General features: G+C 69.1%; 11 protein-coding genes. 8 read left to right on the top strand and 3 right to left on the bottom strand.

Translation table 11 applies throughout. The features are described from left to right. Window positions 1-41: 41 nt before the first annotated feature. Window positions 42-476, bottom strand: a complete 435-nt coding sequence (locus JCM7685_RS14740; protein WP_074966444.1) for a hypothetical protein — start codon at window positions 474-476, stop codon at window positions 42-44. 146 nt (window positions 477-622) lie between these two features. On the opposite strand from JCM7685_RS14740, the gene JCM7685_RS14735 reads away from it, so the two are divergent. From JCM7685_RS14735 to JCM7685_RS14700, 8 genes are all read left to right on the top strand, one after another. Then, window positions 623-1,546 (top strand): glucokinase, encoded by a 924-nt coding sequence (locus JCM7685_RS14735; RefSeq protein WP_074966445.1) that lies wholly within the window; start codon window positions 623-625, stop codon window positions 1,544-1,546. Between the two features lie 91 nt (window positions 1,547-1,637). Further along, window positions 1,638-3,533, top strand: a complete 1,896-nt coding sequence (locus tag JCM7685_RS14730; protein WP_074966446.1) for an autotransporter assembly complex protein TamA — start codon at window positions 1,638-1,640, stop codon at window positions 3,531-3,533. After that, window positions 3,533-8,035 (top strand): translocation/assembly module TamB domain-containing protein, encoded by a 4,503-nt coding sequence (locus JCM7685_RS14725; protein WP_074966447.1) that lies wholly within the window; start codon window positions 3,533-3,535, stop codon window positions 8,033-8,035. The genes JCM7685_RS14730 and JCM7685_RS14725 overlap by 1 nt, the downstream gene beginning before the upstream one ends. A 127-nt stretch (window positions 8,036-8,162) precedes the next feature. Then, window positions 8,163-8,588, top strand: a complete 426-nt coding sequence (locus tag JCM7685_RS14720) for a MarR family winged helix-turn-helix transcriptional regulator (protein ID WP_074966448.1) — start codon at window positions 8,163-8,165, stop codon at window positions 8,586-8,588. Next, window positions 8,585-10,264, top strand: coding sequence for an MFS transporter (locus JCM7685_RS14715; protein WP_074966449.1), 1,680 nt, complete (start codon window positions 8,585-8,587; stop codon window positions 10,262-10,264). The genes JCM7685_RS14720 and JCM7685_RS14715 overlap by 4 nt, the downstream gene beginning before the upstream one ends. Then, complete coding sequence (locus JCM7685_RS14710; RefSeq protein ID WP_074966450.1) at window positions 10,261-11,349, top strand: HlyD family secretion protein; 1,089 nt, start codon at window positions 10,261-10,263, stop codon at window positions 11,347-11,349. The genes JCM7685_RS14715 and JCM7685_RS14710 overlap by 4 nt, the downstream gene beginning before the upstream one ends. A 68-nt stretch (window positions 11,350-11,417) precedes the next feature. Then, window positions 11,418-12,026 (top strand): hypothetical protein, encoded by a 609-nt coding sequence (locus JCM7685_RS14705; protein ID WP_074966451.1) that lies wholly within the window; start codon window positions 11,418-11,420, stop codon window positions 12,024-12,026. Then, window positions 11,998-12,492 carry an SANT/Myb-like DNA-binding domain-containing protein gene (locus tag JCM7685_RS14700; RefSeq protein WP_074966452.1) on the top strand — a complete coding sequence of 165 codons (495 nt, stop codon included), beginning with the start codon at window positions 11,998-12,000 and terminating at the stop codon, window positions 12,490-12,492. The genes JCM7685_RS14705 and JCM7685_RS14700 overlap by 29 nt, the downstream gene beginning before the upstream one ends. Before the next feature lie 195 nt (window positions 12,493-12,687). Here JCM7685_RS14700 and JCM7685_RS14695 read toward each other — a convergent pair whose 3' ends face one another. Further along, window positions 12,688-15,345 carry a DNA translocase FtsK gene (locus JCM7685_RS14695; protein ID WP_074966453.1) on the bottom strand — a complete coding sequence of 886 codons (2,658 nt, stop codon included), beginning with the start codon at window positions 15,343-15,345 and terminating at the stop codon, window positions 12,688-12,690. Window positions 15,346-15,348: 3 nt separating this feature from the next. Next, window positions 15,349-16,542, bottom strand: coding sequence for an aminotransferase class I/II-fold pyridoxal phosphate-dependent enzyme (locus JCM7685_RS14690; RefSeq protein ID WP_074966454.1), 1,194 nt, complete (start codon window positions 16,540-16,542; stop codon window positions 15,349-15,351). Between the last annotated feature and the right edge of the window lie 79 nt (window positions 16,543-16,621).

Raw genomic sequence — 16,621 nt, 5'->3', positions numbered from 1 at the left:
CATTCCCGACCTACCGGCGCAAACCCAAGCTGCCGGGCGCTTCAGCCGTTCAGGCCGGCGCGGGTGAAGAACACCCGCGGATTGGCGCCCTCGCTGAAGCCGATCCCCGAGGCGATGACGCAGCTGGTCGCGTCCGGCCGCTCCAGGACCATGGTCCATGTGCCCATCAGGGCCGAGCCCCACAGCGCGGTGCCCTCTTCGCCGGTCGCGACCTTCTGCTCGTCGAAGTCGTGGCGCAGGGTGGATTCGATCTCGGCCTTGCGGTCGCACCAAGGCTGGTCGCCGCCGGCATTCGCGGAAAGGGGTAGGGTGCGGGCCATCTCGCGCACCTCGCGCGGGTCCATTCCGGCGACGGCGGACCAGCCGCGCGGATTGGCCAGGTTCTCTTCGCGGCTCTGGGTCGCGGCCAGCGCCGGGGCGGCCAGCGCCAGGGCCAGAACGGCGGGAACAAGGCGGGGCAACAGCGTCTTCGTCATCTCGTCAACCTTTCGCTTGGCAGCGGGTTCGCCGGAAAAACGCGCCCGCGGGGCCGGGGTTCCCGAAAGGTTCCGTGCCGGGCGCTGGCCGGGACCCCGGGAATGCCCTAGAACCGCCCGAGGGACGGCTGCGGAGGAGCGACGGAATGGCGATCTTGCTGGCGGATGTGGGCGGCACCAATGCGCGGCTGGCGCTGGCGCGCGAGGGCGCGCTGGACATGGGCTCGATCACCCGTTTCCGCGGCGACGACCATGCCACGTTCGACGCGGTGGTGACCGCCTATCTGGCGCAGCAGGGCAGCCCGCGGATCGAGGCCGTCTGCGTCGATGTCGCCGGCCCGGTCTGGGGCGACGAGGCGCGGCTGACCAACCGCGACTGGGATTTCTCGACCGCCCGGCTGCGCGCGCTGACCGGCGCCCCGCGCGCCCGGCTGATCAACGACCTGACCGCGCTGGGCTACGCCACGCCGGCGCTGAAGGGCGAGGCGGCGGGTTTCCTGCGCGGCCCCTCCGGCGCGGCGCGGCCGAACGGCCAGCGGCTGGTGGTGAATGCCGGGACCGGCTTCAACGTCTGCGCGGTCAAGGTGCTGGAGGGCGGCGGCATCGCCTGCCTGGAGGCCGAGGAAGGCCATACCCGGCTGCCGGTCTCGGTCGCCGCGCCGCTGGCCGAGGCGCTGGGCGACAAGGCCGCGCAGATCGATTCGGTCGAAGAGCTTTTCGCCGGGCGCGGGCTGGCGCGTCTGCACGCGCTGCGCACCGATACGCTGCCGGCCCGGGCCGAGGCGGTGACCGCCGCCGCCGCCCAGGGCGATGCGGCGGCCGAAGAAACGCTGGCGCTTTACGCCCGGCTGTTCGGCCTGCTCTGCCGCGAACTTGCCTTGCGATTCATGCCTATGGACGGAATGTTCCTGTTCGGCAGTGTGGCGCTGACCTGCATCGACCGGTTCGGACTCTTCGAGCAGGCCTTTCTGTCGGACCCGCTGATGGCGCGGATTCCGCAGGCGGTGCCGGTGGGCGTGATCCGCGACGACTTGGCCGCATTGCATGGCTGTCTTGCCGCTATCCGGTGAAATCTGGCTAAAATCGGCCCGCTGCGCTGGATTTTGTTAACCTTCCCTGCGATGCTGCCGCAAAACCGGCAAAAAGCAGGGCAGACAGGCAATGAGAAGCTGGATTACGGCAGGCGTATCCGCCGCAATCGTGCTTGGCACGGGCGCGGGCATGGTGTGGGCGCAGTCCTCGGGGTCGTCCTCATCCTCGTCCTCCTCGCCGTTTTCGGGCCTGTTCGGCGGCAAGAAGGGCAATGATTCCTCGCCCGTGGACCTGGATTTCAACGTCTCGGGCGGCGATGACGACCTGCTGCCGCAGATTCGTTCGACCTCGCTGCTGGTCTCGGCCCAGGACGAGGGGCGGGTGACCGGCCAGGACATCCTGGCCGCCGCGCGCGGCGATTATGCCCGCATCCTGGGGGTGCTCTACGACAACGGCTATTATTCCGGGCTGATCGACATTTCGCTGGACGGGACCGAGGCCGCGGCCATCGCCCCGCTCGACGCGCCCGCCGTGGTGCACAAGGTCGTGGTCCATGTCCAGCCGGGGCCGCGCTTCCGCTACAGCCGGGCCGAGATCGCGCCGGTGGCGCCGGGCACCGTGCTGCCCAAGGACTATCGCACCGGCGCCATCGCCCGCACCGGCGACATGAAATCGGCCGCCACCGCCGCAGTCTCGGGCTGGCGCAACGTGGGCCATGCCAAGGCGGACGTGGCCAAGACCGAGATCGTCGCCGACCACGCCACCAACAAGATCGACAGCCAGATCCTGCTGGCCCCCGGCCCGGAACTGCGCTTCGGCCAGCTGACCATCCGCGGCGAAAAGCGCATGGACCCGCGCCGGCTGCGCAAGATCGCCGGCTTTCCCGAGGGCGAGAAATTCGACCCAGAAAAGCTCGAGGATGTCAGGAAGCGCCTGCGCCGCTCGGGCGTGTTCTCGGCCATCACCCTGACCGAGGCCGATTATATCGGCCCCGGCAATACGCTGGACGTGGACCTGCTGGTGGTGGAGCAGAAGCTGCGCCGCCTGGGCGCCGGCTTTGAATATTCCAACACTGACGGGCTGGCGCTGACCGCCTATTGGATCAACCGCAACCTGTTCCGCGGCGGCGAGCGGCTGCGCGTCGATGCCGGCGTTTCCGACATCGGCGGCGACACCGGCCGCGACTATAACCTGGGCGTCCGCATCGACCGGCCGGCGACGATCACCGCCGACACCACCGGCTATGTGCTGGCCCAGGTCGTCAGCCAGCAGGAAGAGGATTACGACCTCAAGTCCGGCACCTTCGGCCTGGGCTTCACCTGGCTGCCCAGCGACCAGCTGACCGCCGACGTGGCGCTGCAATATCGCGCGCTGCGGGTGGACGACGATTCGGGCCAGACCGACTTCCGGCTGTTCGCGCTGCCGGCCTCGGTCACCTGGGACAAGCGCGACGACAAGAACGATGCCAAGCACGGCTATTGGCTGTCGGGCGGGGTGATCCCCTTCGTCGGACTGCAGGACGAGACCGGCTCGGGCGCGCAGATCACCGCCGAGGGCCGGGCCTATTACAGCTTCGGCAAGGACGACAAGTTCACGCTGGCCGGCCGGGCGCGGCTGGGCACCGTCGCCGGCCCAGACATTCAGGAAACCCCGCGCGACTATCTGTTCTGGTCGGGCGGCGGCGGCACCGTGCGCGGCCATTCCTATGAATCGCTGGGCGTCGAGGTGATCCAGGGCCCCGAGGGCCCGGTCAAGACCGGCGGCATGTCCATCGTCACCCTGACCGCCGAAACCCGCATCCAGGTCCGCGAAAAGATCGGCCTCGCCATCTTTGCCGACGCCGGCCGGGTGTGGGAGGACAGCGCTTGGTCCGGTGCCAGCGGCTGGCAGGCCGGCGCCGGTGCCGGCATCCGCTACAAGACCCCGATCGGCCCGCTGCGCTTCGACGTTGCAACGCCGGTCGGCGGCGGCGATGGCGACGACGGCGGGGTGCAGGTCTATATCGGTCTGGGGCAGGCATTCTGATGCGCGATCTGGCTTACCGTTTCCTCTTCGCCCTTTGCCTCGTGCTGGCCGCGCCTTTGGTCGCCGCCGCGCAGGACAGCGCCGCCGAGATCTCGCAGCAGGTCGAGGACGACAAGGGCTTCATCACCCGCTTCCTGCAGGAAAAGCTGTCCGGCGCCGGCCGCGAGGTGCAGATCGACGGCTTCCGCGGTGCGCTGTCGTCCCGCGCGACCTTCGACCGCATGACCATCGCCGACGACGACGGCGTCTGGATCACGCTGGAAAACGGCGCCATGAGTTGGAGCCGCTCGGCTCTGCTGTCGCGCCGCATCCAGATCGACGAGCTGTCCGCCGAACGCATCATCCTGCCGCGTCTGCCCGGCGGCGGCGACAGCGCGCCGCAGCCCGAGGCGCGCGAGTTTTCGCTGCCGCAGCTGCCGGTCAGCGTGAACATCGACAAGATCCAGGTCGGCCGGGTCGAGCTGGGCCAGCCGATCATCGGCCAAGAGGCGGTGATCGCCATCGACGGCTCGATGAACCTCGCAAACGGCGAAGGCGCCACCAAGCTGACCATCGACCGCGTCGACGGTCCGCGCGGCCAGTTCCTGCTGGACGCGGGCTTTTCCAACGAGACCCGGGTGCTGGCGCTGGACCTGAAGCTGGACGAGGCGAAGGACGGCCTTTTCACCAATATCGTCAAGATGAACGGCCGCCCGGCCGTGCAGGCCGAGATCTCGGGCACCGGGCCGCTGTCGGATTACACCGCCAAGATCGCGCTGATGACCGACGGCGAGCCACGCGTGCAGGGCAGCGTTTCCGTGCGGGCCGAACCGCGCGACGGCGCCCCGGGCACGGCCTTCCTGGCCCAGCTCGACGGCGACATCGCGACCTTGACCTCGCCCGAGAACCAGCAGTTCTTCGAGGGCACCTCGCAGATCCGCGCCGAGGGCTGGCGCGGCGCCGACGGCCGGCTCTTGGTGCCGGAACTCAAGGTCACCACCGGGGCGCTGGACCTGGCGGGCTCGGTCGCCACCACCGCCCAGGGCGCGCCGGAAAGCGCGCATCTGACGCTGCTTCTGGGCCAGGACGCCGGCGCCACGCAACTGCCGGTCGCGGTGCCCTTCGGCGACAAGCCGATGACCGTGACCTCGGGCAATCTGCGGCTGGACTACGACGCCGCGCAGGGCGCGGGCTGGGTCTTGAACGGCCGCGTCGGCGACATGACGCGGCCCGACCTGTCGCTGTCCGAGCTGCGGCTCGACGGTCGCGGCCGGGTGCTGCTGACCGACGTCCAGGCGCTGTCCGAGGTGCGCGGCTGGGTCGCCTTCGGCATGGACGAGGTCAAGCCCACCGACCCCGGCCTGGCCGAGGCCCTGGGCGACACGCTGAACGGCGGCCTGAACTTCGCCTTCACCCCCGGCAATGCGCTGAAGTTCTGGGGCATGAACATCAACGGCAAGGGCTACGGCTTCCAGGGCGAGGCCGAGGTCTCGGGCCTGAAAAGCGGCCTTGCCGTTTCGGGTGACATCACCGCAACGCACGACGACCTGTCGCATTTCTCGCGCCTGGCCGGGCGAGCCTTGGGCGGACGGGCCGAGGCGGCGATCAAGGGCCGCTATGTCCTGCTGGGCAAGGGTTTCGACCTGGATACCCAGGTCAAGGGCCATGATATCCGCATCGGCCAGGATCAGGCCGACCGCATGCTGGCCGGCGAATCGACCATCGACCTGTCGGCCAAGCGCGACGGCACCGGCATCCAGCTGCGCAACCTGACCGTCAATGCCCAGAACCTCACGGCCGAGGCGCAGGGTTACCTGAACAGCAATGCCAGCGACGTGACGGCGACGATCTCGATGCCCGATCTGTCGGTCGCCGACCCGCGCTATGCGGGGGCGGTGCGGACCCAGGCGCATCTGACCGGCCCGCAGGGCGGCCGCAAGCTGGCGCTGCAGGGCAAGGCGCAGGACCTGACCCTGGGCCGGCCCGAGATCGACGGCGCCTTCAAGGGCGAGACCGACCTGGTGGTCGAGCTGCTGGAAAGCGCCGGCGCCTATCAGCTGCAGCAGTTCAGCCTGCAGAACCCGCAGCTCGACGCCCAGGGCAAGGGCAGCTTCTCGATGCAGGCGCTGGACGGCGAGCTTTCCGTCGCCATGCCCGACCTTGCGGTGCTGGGCCGCGGCTTCTCGGGCGGGGTGGTGCTGCAAGGCACCGCGTCCAAGCAGGGCAATGCCCGCCGGCTGGAGCTGAGCGGGCGCGGCACCGACCTGCGCTTCGGCCAGCAGGACGTTGACGGGGCGCTGACCGGCGTCACCGACCTGAAACTCTCCGCGCGCGAGCAGGGCGGCGAATTCACCATCGACAGCTTCAACCTGCAGAACCAGCAGATGCAGGCCACCGCGCAGGGCACCATCGGCAAGGCGACCGACATGACCGGCGCGGTCAACATCAAGTCGCTGGCCAGCTTCGGCCGCGGCTGGCGCGGGTCGCTGGATGCGCAGGGCAGCTTCAAGGACGCGGGTGACGGCGCGCGGCGGCTGGACGTGACCGGCACCGGCACCGACCTGTCCTTCGGCCAGGCGCAGGTCGACGGCGCGCTGGCCGGCCAGACCCGGCTTGCCGTGCAGGGGACCGAGCGCGGCGGCGTCTTCACCATCGACACCGCGACGGTGCAGAACCCGCGCCTGAACGTGGACGCCGCCGGCAAGCTCGGCAAGGGCGCCACCGACCTGACCGCCAACCTGCGCGCCGACGACCTGCGCTTCCTCGGCCGTGGCTTCCGGGGCGCGGTGCAGGCCCAGGGCCGGGTGCAGGACCAGCAGGACGGCACCCGCGCGATCACCGCGACCGGCAATGCCAGCAACCTTGCCGTCGGCAATGCTCAGGCCGATGCCGTGCTGGCCGGCCGGACCCAGATCGAGCTTGCCGCGACCCAGCGCGCCGACGGCAGCGTGACCGTCAGCCGGTTGCGGGCGCAGAACCCGCAGCTTTCCGTCACCGGCGACGGCAGCCCGTCCGAGGGGCTGAACCTCGACGCCCGGCTCGCCGATCTTGGCTTGCTGGTGCAGGGCTTCCCGGGGCCGGCGACGGTCAAGGGCACCATCCGCAACGCCGGCCGGAACTACGACGTGAACCTGATCGCGACGGGACCGGGCGATACCCGGGCCCGCGTCACCGGCACCGCCGCGACCAGCTTCGCCACCGCCGACATTCGCGTCGAGGGCACCAGCAACGCCGCGGCCGCCAACCCCTTCCTGCGCACCCGCTCGGTCGAGGGGCCGCTGAGCTTCGACTTGCGGCTGAACGGCAAGCCGGCGCTGGAATCGCTTTCGGGCCGGGTGGCGCTAACGGGTGGCCGGCTGGCCGAGCCGCGCTTCGGCCTGGCCGTGGGCAGCCTGAACGCCAATGCCGATTTCAACGCCGGCCGCATCGACGTGGACGTGCGCGGCGCGGTCGAGGCCGGCGGCACCATCTCGGTCACCGGCCCGGTCAACCTGACCGGCAGTCGGCAGATGAACCTGGACGTGCGGCTGGCGAATGTCGTGCTGCGCGACCCGAACCTGTACGAAACCCGGGTCAACGGCGCCATCACCGTCGCGGGCACGGTAGGGCAGGGGCCGCTGGTCTCGGGCCGCATCGACGTCGGCCATACGGAACTGCGCATCCCCTCGACGGGTCTCGGCGGCGCGCGGGCGATCCCCGACATCATCCACCGCTCGGAACGGCCGCCGCAGCGCCAGACCCGGGCCAAGGCCGGGCTGCTGGAGTTCCCCAGCCCCGACGCCACCGCCGCCGGCATGACCTCGCCGCCGGCGATCCCGCCGGCCAATCCGGCGCGCTTCGACCTGCTGATCTCGGCCCCCGACCAGGTCTTCGTGCGCGGCCGCGGCGTCGATGCCGAGCTGGGCGGCGAGATCCGCCTGACCGGCAACGCCCGCCAGCCGATCCCCATCGGCAAGCTGGAACTGATCCGCGGCCGCGTCGACCTGCTGGGCAAGCGCTTCGACATGACCGAGGGCATCATCGAGCTGCAGGGCAGCCTGATCCCGGTGATCCGCCTGGTGGCCGAGACGCAGCAGGACGACATCACCACCCGCATCATCATCGACGGCGAGGCCTACGACCCCGAGATCACCTTCGAATCCTCGCCCGAGATGCCGCAGGAAGAGGTGCTGTCGCAGCTGCTGTTCGGCCGGGGCCTCGACAATATCAGCGCCTTGCAGGCGGCCCAGCTTGCCAGCGCCGTGGCGACCCTGGCCGGCAAGGGCGGCGAGGGCATCATCGGCCGGCTGCGCGCCTCGACCGGGCTGGACGATCTGGACCTTGCCACCGACGACCAGGGCAATGTCTCGGTCCGTGCCGGCAAGTATCTGTCGGAAAACCTTTATACCGACGTGCAGGTCGGCGGCGACGGCAAGACCCAGCTGAACCTGAACCTCGACATCAACAAGGCGCTGACCGCGCGCGGCTCGGTGGACAGCGAGGGCGAAAGCTCGATCGGCCTGTTCTACGAACGCGACTACTGACGCGCCCCGCGCCCGTTCGGCCCAAGGCCCCGCCCGCGATACCCGCAGGCGGGCCTTGATCTTGGCGGCGGTTTTCATTAGTTAGCTAACTAACGAAAGCGACTCGCCCCCGGCGCCGGATTCTGCCATGCCCGAAACCATGATCTTCGACACGCTCATCGCGCTGACCCGCAGCATCCGCGCCGCCTTCGAGATGCGGGTCGAGCGTTACGGCCTGACCTTCGCCCGCGCCCGCCTGCTGACCGCGATAGGCCGCGACGAGGGCGCGAGCCAGGCCAAGCTGGCCGCCACGCTGGGGATCGAGACGCCCACGCTGAAGCGCCTGCTCGACGCGCTGGAACAGCAGGGCCTGGCCGAGCGCCGCGCCCTGCCGGGCGACGCGCGCAAGCACGCCGTCCACCTGACCGACGCCGCCCGCATCGAGCCCCTGCTGGGCTTCCGCGCCGAGGTCGATGCCGCGCTGTCCGAGGGCATCCCCGAGGGCGATCTTGCCGCCACCCGCCGCACGCTGGCCCGCATGGCCGAGAACGCCGAAAAGCTGCGCCAGTCATGAGCGACGCCGCCACCCCGGCCGCCGCCCCGGGCACTCCGGCCACCACCCCCTCTGCCACGCCGGCCCCCCCGGCCGCCCCGCCGCCCTTCGTGCCGAAATCCCTGCCCATGACGCTGGGCTATATCGGCGCCTCGCTGACCATCGGCATGACCCAGGGCCTGGCGCAGGGATTCGTCAGCAGCAACATCCCGCAGATCGCCGGCGACCTCGGCGCCACCCAGACCCAGACCACCTGGCTGATGGCGGCCTTCCTGATCCCGCGCGCCTCGCTGCCCCTGATGCTCATCAAGATCCGCACCCAGTTCGGCCTGCGCCGCTTTGCCGAGGTGGCCATCGTGCTCTACCTGCTGGTCTCGCTGGCGGCGCTGGCGATCTCGGACCTGCGCTCGGCCATCGTGGTGCAGTTCTTTGCCGGCGCCGCCGCCGCGCCGCTGTCCACGCTTGCCTTCATGTACATGCTCGAACCGCTGCCCCCGGCCTGGAAGATGCGGCTCGGCCTGCCCATGGTCATGGCCATGCTCTCGGCGGGACCGTCGCTGGCGCGCGTGATCTCGCCCAGCCTGATGGGAGACCTGGGCTGGGGTCCCCTGCACCTGATGTCGCTGGGGCTGGCGGCGGTGTCGCTGGCGCTGGTCTATGCGCTGCCGCTGACCTCGCTGCCGCGCGTCAAGGTGATCGCCGCCATGGACCTGGTCAGCTGGGTGCTGATCGCCATCGGCTTCGGCAGCCTGACAGCGGCCTTCACCATGGGCGCCACCTTCTGGTGGACCGACACCCCCTGGATCGGCTGGGTGCTGGCCCTGGCCGCCGTCGCCCTGACCGGTGCCGTGGTGATCGAGCTGCACCGCAAGACGCCGCTTCTCGACATCCGCTGGCTCGCCAGCCCGGCCATGGTGCACCTGACCGTGACGCTGCTTATCTTTCGCCTGGTGCTGTCGGAACAAAGCTCGGGCGCGCCGCGCATGTTCACCATCCTCGGCGTGACGCAAGGTCAGCTGGTGCCGCTTTTCGCCATGATCACCGCCGCCACCGTGCTGGGAGGGCTGGCGCTGATCCCGGTGATCAAGCCCGAACGCGTGCCGGTGCTGCACCTGATCGCGCTGGTCCTGTTCTGCACCGGCGCCTTCATGGACAGCCATTCGACCATCGACACAAGGCCGGCGCAGATGATGCTGAGCCAGGCGCTGATCGCGTTCTCGGGCACATTCTACCTGGCGCCGGCGATGATGCAGGGGCTGGTCGCGGCGCTAGCCAAGGGGCCGAACTACCTGCTGTCCTTCGTCGTGGTGTTCATTTCAACCCAGTCGCTGGGCGGGGCCATGGGCTCGGGCCTGTTCTCGACCTTCATCAACCACCGCCAGGCCCTGCACCTGCAGGTCCTGCGCGAAGAGCTGACGGCAGCCGACCCGGAAACCACCGCCGCCATCGCCGCGCGCATGGCGGCGCTGGCCGCGCAGATGCCCGACATCGCCGCCCGCAAGGCGCAGGCGGTGGCGCTGATCGCCCAGGACGCCAGCAACCAGGCCTATGTCATGGCCTATAACGACGCCTATCTTCTGACCTTCCTGGTGGCGGCGACGGCGCTTTGCGCATTGCTGCTCCACATCTTCCGCGACTGGATGGCCGCGCGCCGCCAGCCTGCCGTTCTGCCCGCCAACCCCGAGCCCGCGAAATGACCAAGAACCACCTGATCCCCACGCTGATCGCCCTCGTCGCCGGCCTCGCCGGCCTCTTGATCGTGCTTTACGCCTGGCACCTGCCGCCGTTCAATTCCTCGCATCCGCAGACCGAGAACGCCTATATCCGCGGCAAGATCACCACCGTCGCGCCGCAACTCTCGGGCTATGTCGCCGCGGTCGAGGTGCAGGACTTCCAGACCGTGCGCCAGGGCCAGGTCGTCGCCCGCATCGACGACCGGCAATACCGCCAGAAGCTGGCGCAGGCCCAGGCCGCGCTGGAAGGCGCCGAGGCGGCGCTGAAGATCCAGCAGCAATCGGTGCATTCCGCCCAGGCCAGCTTGCAATCGGCCGAGGCCGCGCTTTCCGCCGCCGAGGCCGCCCGCGACACCGCGAAATCGACCTGGGACCGGGCCAGCGCCCTGCAATCGCGCGGCGTCACCGCGCAAAGCTCGGCCGACCAGTCCGAACTGGCGCTGCGCCAGGCCGAGGCCGGCGTGACGCAAGCGGAAAGCGCCATCGCCGTCGCGCGGGAAACCGTCAACGGCGCCGAGGTCGGGCTGGCCGCCAAGCGCGCCGAGATCGCCTCGGCCAAGGCGGCGGTGGAACTGGCGCAGATCGACCTCGACAACACCGTGATCCGCGCCCCCTCGGACGGCCGGCTGGGCCAGCTCGGCGTGCGGCAGGGGCAATATGTCACCGCCGGCACCGCGCTGGTCAGCCATGTCGGCCCCGAGGTCTGGGTGATCGCGAACTTCAAGGAAACCCAGCTGCACGGCGTCCGCATCGGCGACCGCGCCACCTTCACCGTGGACGCCATGCAACACCGCAGCTTCACCGGCCGCATCGAAGCCTTCTCGCCCGCCACCGCCTCGGAATTCAGCCTGCTCTCGGCTTCGAACGCCACCGGCAACTTCACCAAGGTCGCGCAGCGCCTGCCGGTGCGGATCGCCATCGATCCGGGGCAGGAGATGTCGGAATATCTGGAACCCGGGCTGTCCGTAGTGGTGACGGTGGACGAGGGCTCGGGCGGGCGCGAGAAAAGCGCCGACGCCGGGCCGCTTGTGATGGGACATGAGGGGTAGGGCCTTCCGGTTCAGGGCCTTGCCTATCCTGCGCTGCTGGTCTTGCCGGGATTCGGCGGAGAAGGATGATGCTGCTTTCCGCAAGCCAGCGGCGCGGCTTTGACGGCGCCAATGCGATCCGTCGCCATATGGCGCGAACCGGCTGCACCCTCGGCGGCCATCGTCTCTGGACCGAGGTCGAGCTTTCGACGCTGCGCAGGCTCTTTCCGGGCGATCCGCATCTGCACGACCTGCTGCCCGGCCGCACCACCTGCGCGATCCGCCACAAGGCCCGGCAGCTTGGCCTCGTGCCGCCGCTGCGCATATGGTCCGAGGCCGAGGCGCAAAAGCTGCGCCGCCCCTATGCCAAGGGCGAACCCATGGCGGCGCTGCTGGAGATGTTTCCCGGCAAGACCAAGCGCCAGATCTGGAGCAAGGCCAACCGGATCGGAATCGTCCGGCCCCGCCCTGCGCCAAAGCCGACCGGTTTCGCGCTGCTCGATCAGGTTCGACTGCGGGCGCATCAGCTTGGGCTGACGATGCGGGATCTCGACAGCTATACGGGCGGGAGGGGGTATTTCTGTGCCCCGCGTCGCCATGACTTGCGACTGGTCGGTCGCGCGGTCGCCGTCATGGGTGGGCGCATCCATGTCCGATGGACAACGACGGATGGTTCGATGGACCGGCGCCGAGGATGACCTGCTGCGTTGCGGCTATCCCGATTACAAGCAGATGCAGGCCAGCCTGCCGCATCGCTCGCTGAATGCCTTGAGATACCGTTGCCGTTGTCTTGGCATGACGTCCTCTCGCCATATCTGGACCAACCGTGAAGTGCGCTGCCTGCTGGAGCTGTTCCGGCGCGGCGTCTCCGACCGCGATCTCCTTGCCAGCTTTCCCGGCATGAGACTGGCCCAGCTGAAAGGCAAGGCACGCCATGTCGGGGCCGAGCGTCGTTACCGGCCGCGTCCGCTTGATGATCCTGCGCTCGACGCGATCCGAGCGCGAGCCTTTGCCGCCGGCGTCTCGCTGGTGGATCTGGACCGCCGCCTCAAAACCGGCAGCTATTATCAAAGCTGTCGTCGCGACGTGAAGCTCAAGCCGGTTGCTCGGGCGGCGGCCTTTTTCGGAGGCGAGGTCACGATCGAATGGCCCGAAGAGATCTGATCTCCTTGACGGCATACGCCCTATGTACGCGCGGTGTACGCCCCCTTGCACGGCCGTCACAGCGAAAACCCCCAGCATTTTCCGGGTTTTCAGCGGCAGGGCAGGGGCCATGAGCACCGCACAACGCACGCAGTTGCCCGCGCAACGAAAAAGGCCGGGCATCGCGCCCGGCCCTTGTCCCGCGAAACTTTGCGATCACACTTCCGGGACGAGCACTTCGCGCTTGCCGACATGGTTCGCCGGGCTGACGACGCCCTGCTCCTCCATCTGCTCGACCAGCCGCGCCGCCTTGTTGTAGCCGATGGCAAGCTTCCTCTGGATATAGCTCGTCGAGCACTTGCGGTCCTTGGCGACGATGGCCACGGCCATGTCGTAAAGCTCGGCATCGCCGCCCTCGCCGGTGGACAGCCCCAGCACCATGTCGATGCTGTCGGCGCGCTCCTCGTCTGGGCCCTCGACCACGCCCGACATATAGCTGGGCGGGCCGAAGCTTTTGAGATGATTGACGACTTCCTCGACCTCCTCGTCGCTGACGAAGGGGCCATGCACGCGGGTGATCTTGGACCCGCCGGCCATGTAAAGCATGTCGCCCTGGCCCAGCAGCTGCTCGGCGCCCTGCTCGCCCAGGATGGTGCGGCTGTCGATCTTGGACGTGACCTGGAACGAGATCCGGGTCGGGAAGTTCGCCTTGATCGTGCCTGTGATCACATCGACCGAAGGCCGCTGCGTCGCCATAATCAGGTGGATGCCGCTGGCCCGCGCCATCTGCGCCAGCCGCTGAATGCAGGCCTCGATCTCTTTTCCCGCGACCATCATCAGGTCGGCCATTTCGTCAACGATCACAACGATATAGGGGAAGGTCTCGGGCTGGAATTCCTCGGTTTCGAACACCGGCTCGCCGGTATCCTCGTCGAATCCGGTCTGCACGGTGCGCTTGAACAGCTCGCCCTTGTCCAGCGCCTCGCGCACGCGGCCATTGTAGCCCTCGATGTTGCGGACGCCCATCTTGGACATCTTGCGATAGCGTTCCTCCATCTCGCCCACGACCCATTTCAGCGCGACGACGGCCTTCTTGGGGTCGGTGACGACCGGAGACAGCAGATGCGGGATGCCGTCGTAGACCGACAGCTCCAGCATCTTGGGGTCGATCATGATCAGCCGGCATTCGTCCGGCGACAGCTTGTAGAGCAGCGACAGGATCATGGTGTTGATGGCTACCGACTTGCCCGAGCCGGTGGTCCCGGCGATCAGCAGGTGCGGCATCTTGGCGAGGTTCGCCACCACCGGCCCGCCGCCGATGTCCTTGCCCAGCGCCAGCGGCAGCGGCTGGGTGCCGTCGCCATAGGCTTTCGAGGCCAGGATCTCGCGCAGGACGACCTTTTCGCGGCGCGCATTCGGCAGCTCGATACCGATGACGCTGCGCCCCGGCACGGTCGAGACCCGCGCCGACAGCGCCGACATCGACCGCGCGATGTCGTCCGCGAGGCCGATCACCCGGCTGGCCTTCAGACCCGGCGCCGGCTCCAGCTCGTAAAGCGTCACCACCGGGCCGGGGCGGACCTCGGTCACCTGGCCCTTGACGCCGTAATCGTCCAGCACCGCCTCCAGCATGCGGGCGTTTTCCATCAACGCCTCCTGGCTCAGCTGATGGCGCTGCACGGTTTCGGCCGCGGCCAGCAGCGACAGCGGCGGATTCTCATAGGGGTTCGAGACCTCGTCGAACCGCATCGAGGGCTCGGCCTCGGCCAGCGCCTGGCGCGAGGGCGCGGGCTTTTTCGGCGGCACCACCACGCGCGGCGTCTCGGCGCCGAAGGGGTTCGCCACGGCGGGGCCAGGCAGGTCGTCGTCCTCGGCGGACAGCGGCGGCTCGACCCGCGGCGCCGCGGCCAGGGCGCCGCTCAGGCGCGAGGTCACGGCCGACAGCAGCGAGCCCTTGCCTTCGTTGCGGCTGCGGATCGCGTCGCTGATCCGGGCGCTGATGGTCGCGTCCGACGGCGCCTCGTCATCCTCGGCGTAATGGGTTTCGGGCTCGACCAGTTCGGATTGCGGCGCGAACTCATCGAAATCCTGGCGCGAGGCGGGCATGGCCGGGATGGCCGTGCGGCGCGCAGAGACCGGCAGTTCGGCCGAGGCTTCGCGGCCGATCCGCTCGCGCCGGGCCTCGGCCCGGGACTTGATCCCCCGCGCCGCGCCCGAGGACAGCCGCGCGCCGCGGTCCACCGCCTGCAGCGCCAGGATGCGGGCGGTCGCCAGCCCTTCGCGCAGGAAATTCCCGATGACGGTCAATTCCTTGCGGTCGAAGCCCAGCACGAAGGCCAGGAAGGCGGTGGCGCCGGCCGCGGTCAGCAGCGCCAGGACCTTGATCGCGATTGAGGCCTTCATCGGCATCGCCGACAGCATCCCGCCCATCAGCATGTCGCCCAGGTGCCCGCCCAGGCCGAAGCTTTGCCGCCAGTCGGCCGGCGGCGCCATCGAGGTCGCATAGATCGAGACCAGCACCATGGCGATGGGCAGGAAGATGCCGCGCATCAGCCGTTCCTCGCCCCGGTGCAGCATCAGCCGCAGCCCCCAGGCCACGGCGCCGACCACCAGCACCCAGGTGCCGTAGCCGGTGATCATGAACAGCGCCGAGGCGACATAGGCGCCGAAACGGCCCAGGTAGTTCTCGGCCGGCTGGTCGGTGGCGGACATGAAGCTGGGATCGTCGGGCGAATAGCTGACCAGCATCATCGCGATCAGCACGCCCAGGATGACCAGGCCCGCGCCCAGCAATTCCTTGCCGCGCCGTTCCAGCGCCGCCTGCGTGCTTTGATCGAACAACGGATCGCGGTGTTTCGCCTGCCAGCTCGCCATGCGTCAACCCCCTTGATACAAACAATTTTTCAGGCGGTTCAGCGCCGCCTCGGTCTGGTCCGCCGGGGCGACCAGCGCCACGCGGATGAAATTCCGGCCCGGATTGCCGCCTTCGGCGTCGCGCGCCAGATAGGCGCCGGGCAGGACCTGGATGCCGGCCTCGGCCCACAGCTTCCTGGCCGCGTCCTCGCCGGTGCCGACGCTTTCGGGGACCGGAAGCCACAGGAAGAAACCGCCTGCCACCGGCTGATAGCCGGGGATATTGCCCAGCACCCGGTCGGCGATCCGGTATTTCTGCTGATAGAGCGCCCGGCTTTGGTCCACATGCGCCTCGTCCGCCCAGGCGGCGGCGCTGACGCGCTGCACCGGCAGAGGCAGGGGCGCGCCGGCATAGCTGCGCAGCCGCCGCATCTGCGCGATCTGTTCCGCGCCGCCCGCCGCGAAGCCCGAGCGCAGCCCCGGCAGGTTCGAGCGTTTCGACAGCGAATTGAACATCACCACCCGGTCGGGCAGGCCCATCCGCGTCGCCACGGCCAGCGCGCCGGGCGGCGGGGCGTCGCGCCAGATCTCGGAATAGCATTCGTCGGAAAAGACCAGGAAATCGTGCTTTTCCGCCAGCGCGATCAGCTCTTCCAGGTAGTCCTCGGACGCGATGCTGCCCTGCGGATTGGCGGGCGAGCACAGATAGGCCACCGTGGCCCGGTCCAGCACTTCGGTGGGCAGATCGGCGAAACGCGGCATATGGCCTGTCTCCGGCGTCGCCGGGACAAAGACCGGCTCGGCGCCCACGGCGGCGGCGGCGACGGCATAGACCTGGTAGAACGGGTTCGGCACCAGGATCGCCGGGCGCTGGCCGTTCTTGCGTTCCGGCGCCAGCGCCAGGGCGGCGTTGAACAGCCCCTCGCGGGTGCCGTTCAGGGCCATGATCCGCTCGGGCGCGACCTCCAGCCCGTGGCGGCGCGAAAGCCAGCCCGAGATCGCCGCCAGCAGGTCCGGCGTGCCCTCGTTCGCGGGGTATTTGCCGAAATCGGCGATGCTTTCGGCCATGACCCGGCCGACGAAATCGGGCATGGCATGGCGCGGCTCGCCGATGGTCAGGATCAGCGGTTCCCCCCCGGGCGCGATGCCCGAGAGCAGTTTCCGCAGGCGCGGAAACGCGTAATCCGGCAGGTTCGAGAACCGCTCGGGTAGTGCCATGGCTGCCTCTCAGTCGGGGTCGTTGCGCCCCGTTTGCGGCCAGACTACCGGCATTCCCCCGATGCGTCCAGAGTTTCGC

The sequence above is a fragment of the Paracoccus aminovorans genome, assembly GCF_900005615.1.
GTDB lineage: Bacteria > Pseudomonadota > Alphaproteobacteria > Rhodobacterales > Rhodobacteraceae > Paracoccus > Paracoccus aminovorans.
The sequence above is the reverse complement of the archived record's forward strand: the minus strand, read 5'-3'. Positions and strand labels throughout refer to the sequence as shown.

Coding starts and splice junctions, on each gene's coding strand:
- JCM7685_RS14740 (WP_074966444.1), bottom strand. CDS start 476: ATGACGAAGACGCTGTTGCCCCGCCTTGTTCCCGCCGTTCTGGCCCTG.
- JCM7685_RS14735 (WP_074966445.1), top strand. CDS start 623: ATGGCGATCTTGCTGGCGGATGTGGGCGGCACCAATGCGCGGCTGGCG.
- JCM7685_RS14730 (WP_074966446.1), top strand. CDS start 1,638: ATGAGAAGCTGGATTACGGCAGGCGTATCCGCCGCAATCGTGCTTGGC.
- JCM7685_RS14725 (WP_074966447.1), top strand. CDS start 3,533: ATGCGCGATCTGGCTTACCGTTTCCTCTTCGCCCTTTGCCTCGTGCTG.
- JCM7685_RS14720 (WP_074966448.1), top strand. CDS start 8,163: ATGCCCGAAACCATGATCTTCGACACGCTCATCGCGCTGACCCGCAGC.
- JCM7685_RS14715 (WP_074966449.1), top strand. CDS start 8,585: ATGAGCGACGCCGCCACCCCGGCCGCCGCCCCGGGCACTCCGGCCACC.
- JCM7685_RS14710 (WP_074966450.1), top strand. CDS start 10,261: ATGACCAAGAACCACCTGATCCCCACGCTGATCGCCCTCGTCGCCGGC.
- JCM7685_RS14705 (WP_074966451.1), top strand. CDS start 11,418: ATGCTGCTTTCCGCAAGCCAGCGGCGCGGCTTTGACGGCGCCAATGCG.
- JCM7685_RS14700 (WP_074966452.1), top strand. CDS start 11,998: ATGGTTCGATGGACCGGCGCCGAGGATGACCTGCTGCGTTGCGGCTAT.
- JCM7685_RS14695 (WP_074966453.1), bottom strand. CDS start 15,345: ATGGCGAGCTGGCAGGCGAAACACCGCGATCCGTTGTTCGATCAAAGC.
- JCM7685_RS14690 (WP_074966454.1), bottom strand. CDS start 16,542: ATGGCACTACCCGAGCGGTTCTCGAACCTGCCGGATTACGCGTTTCCG.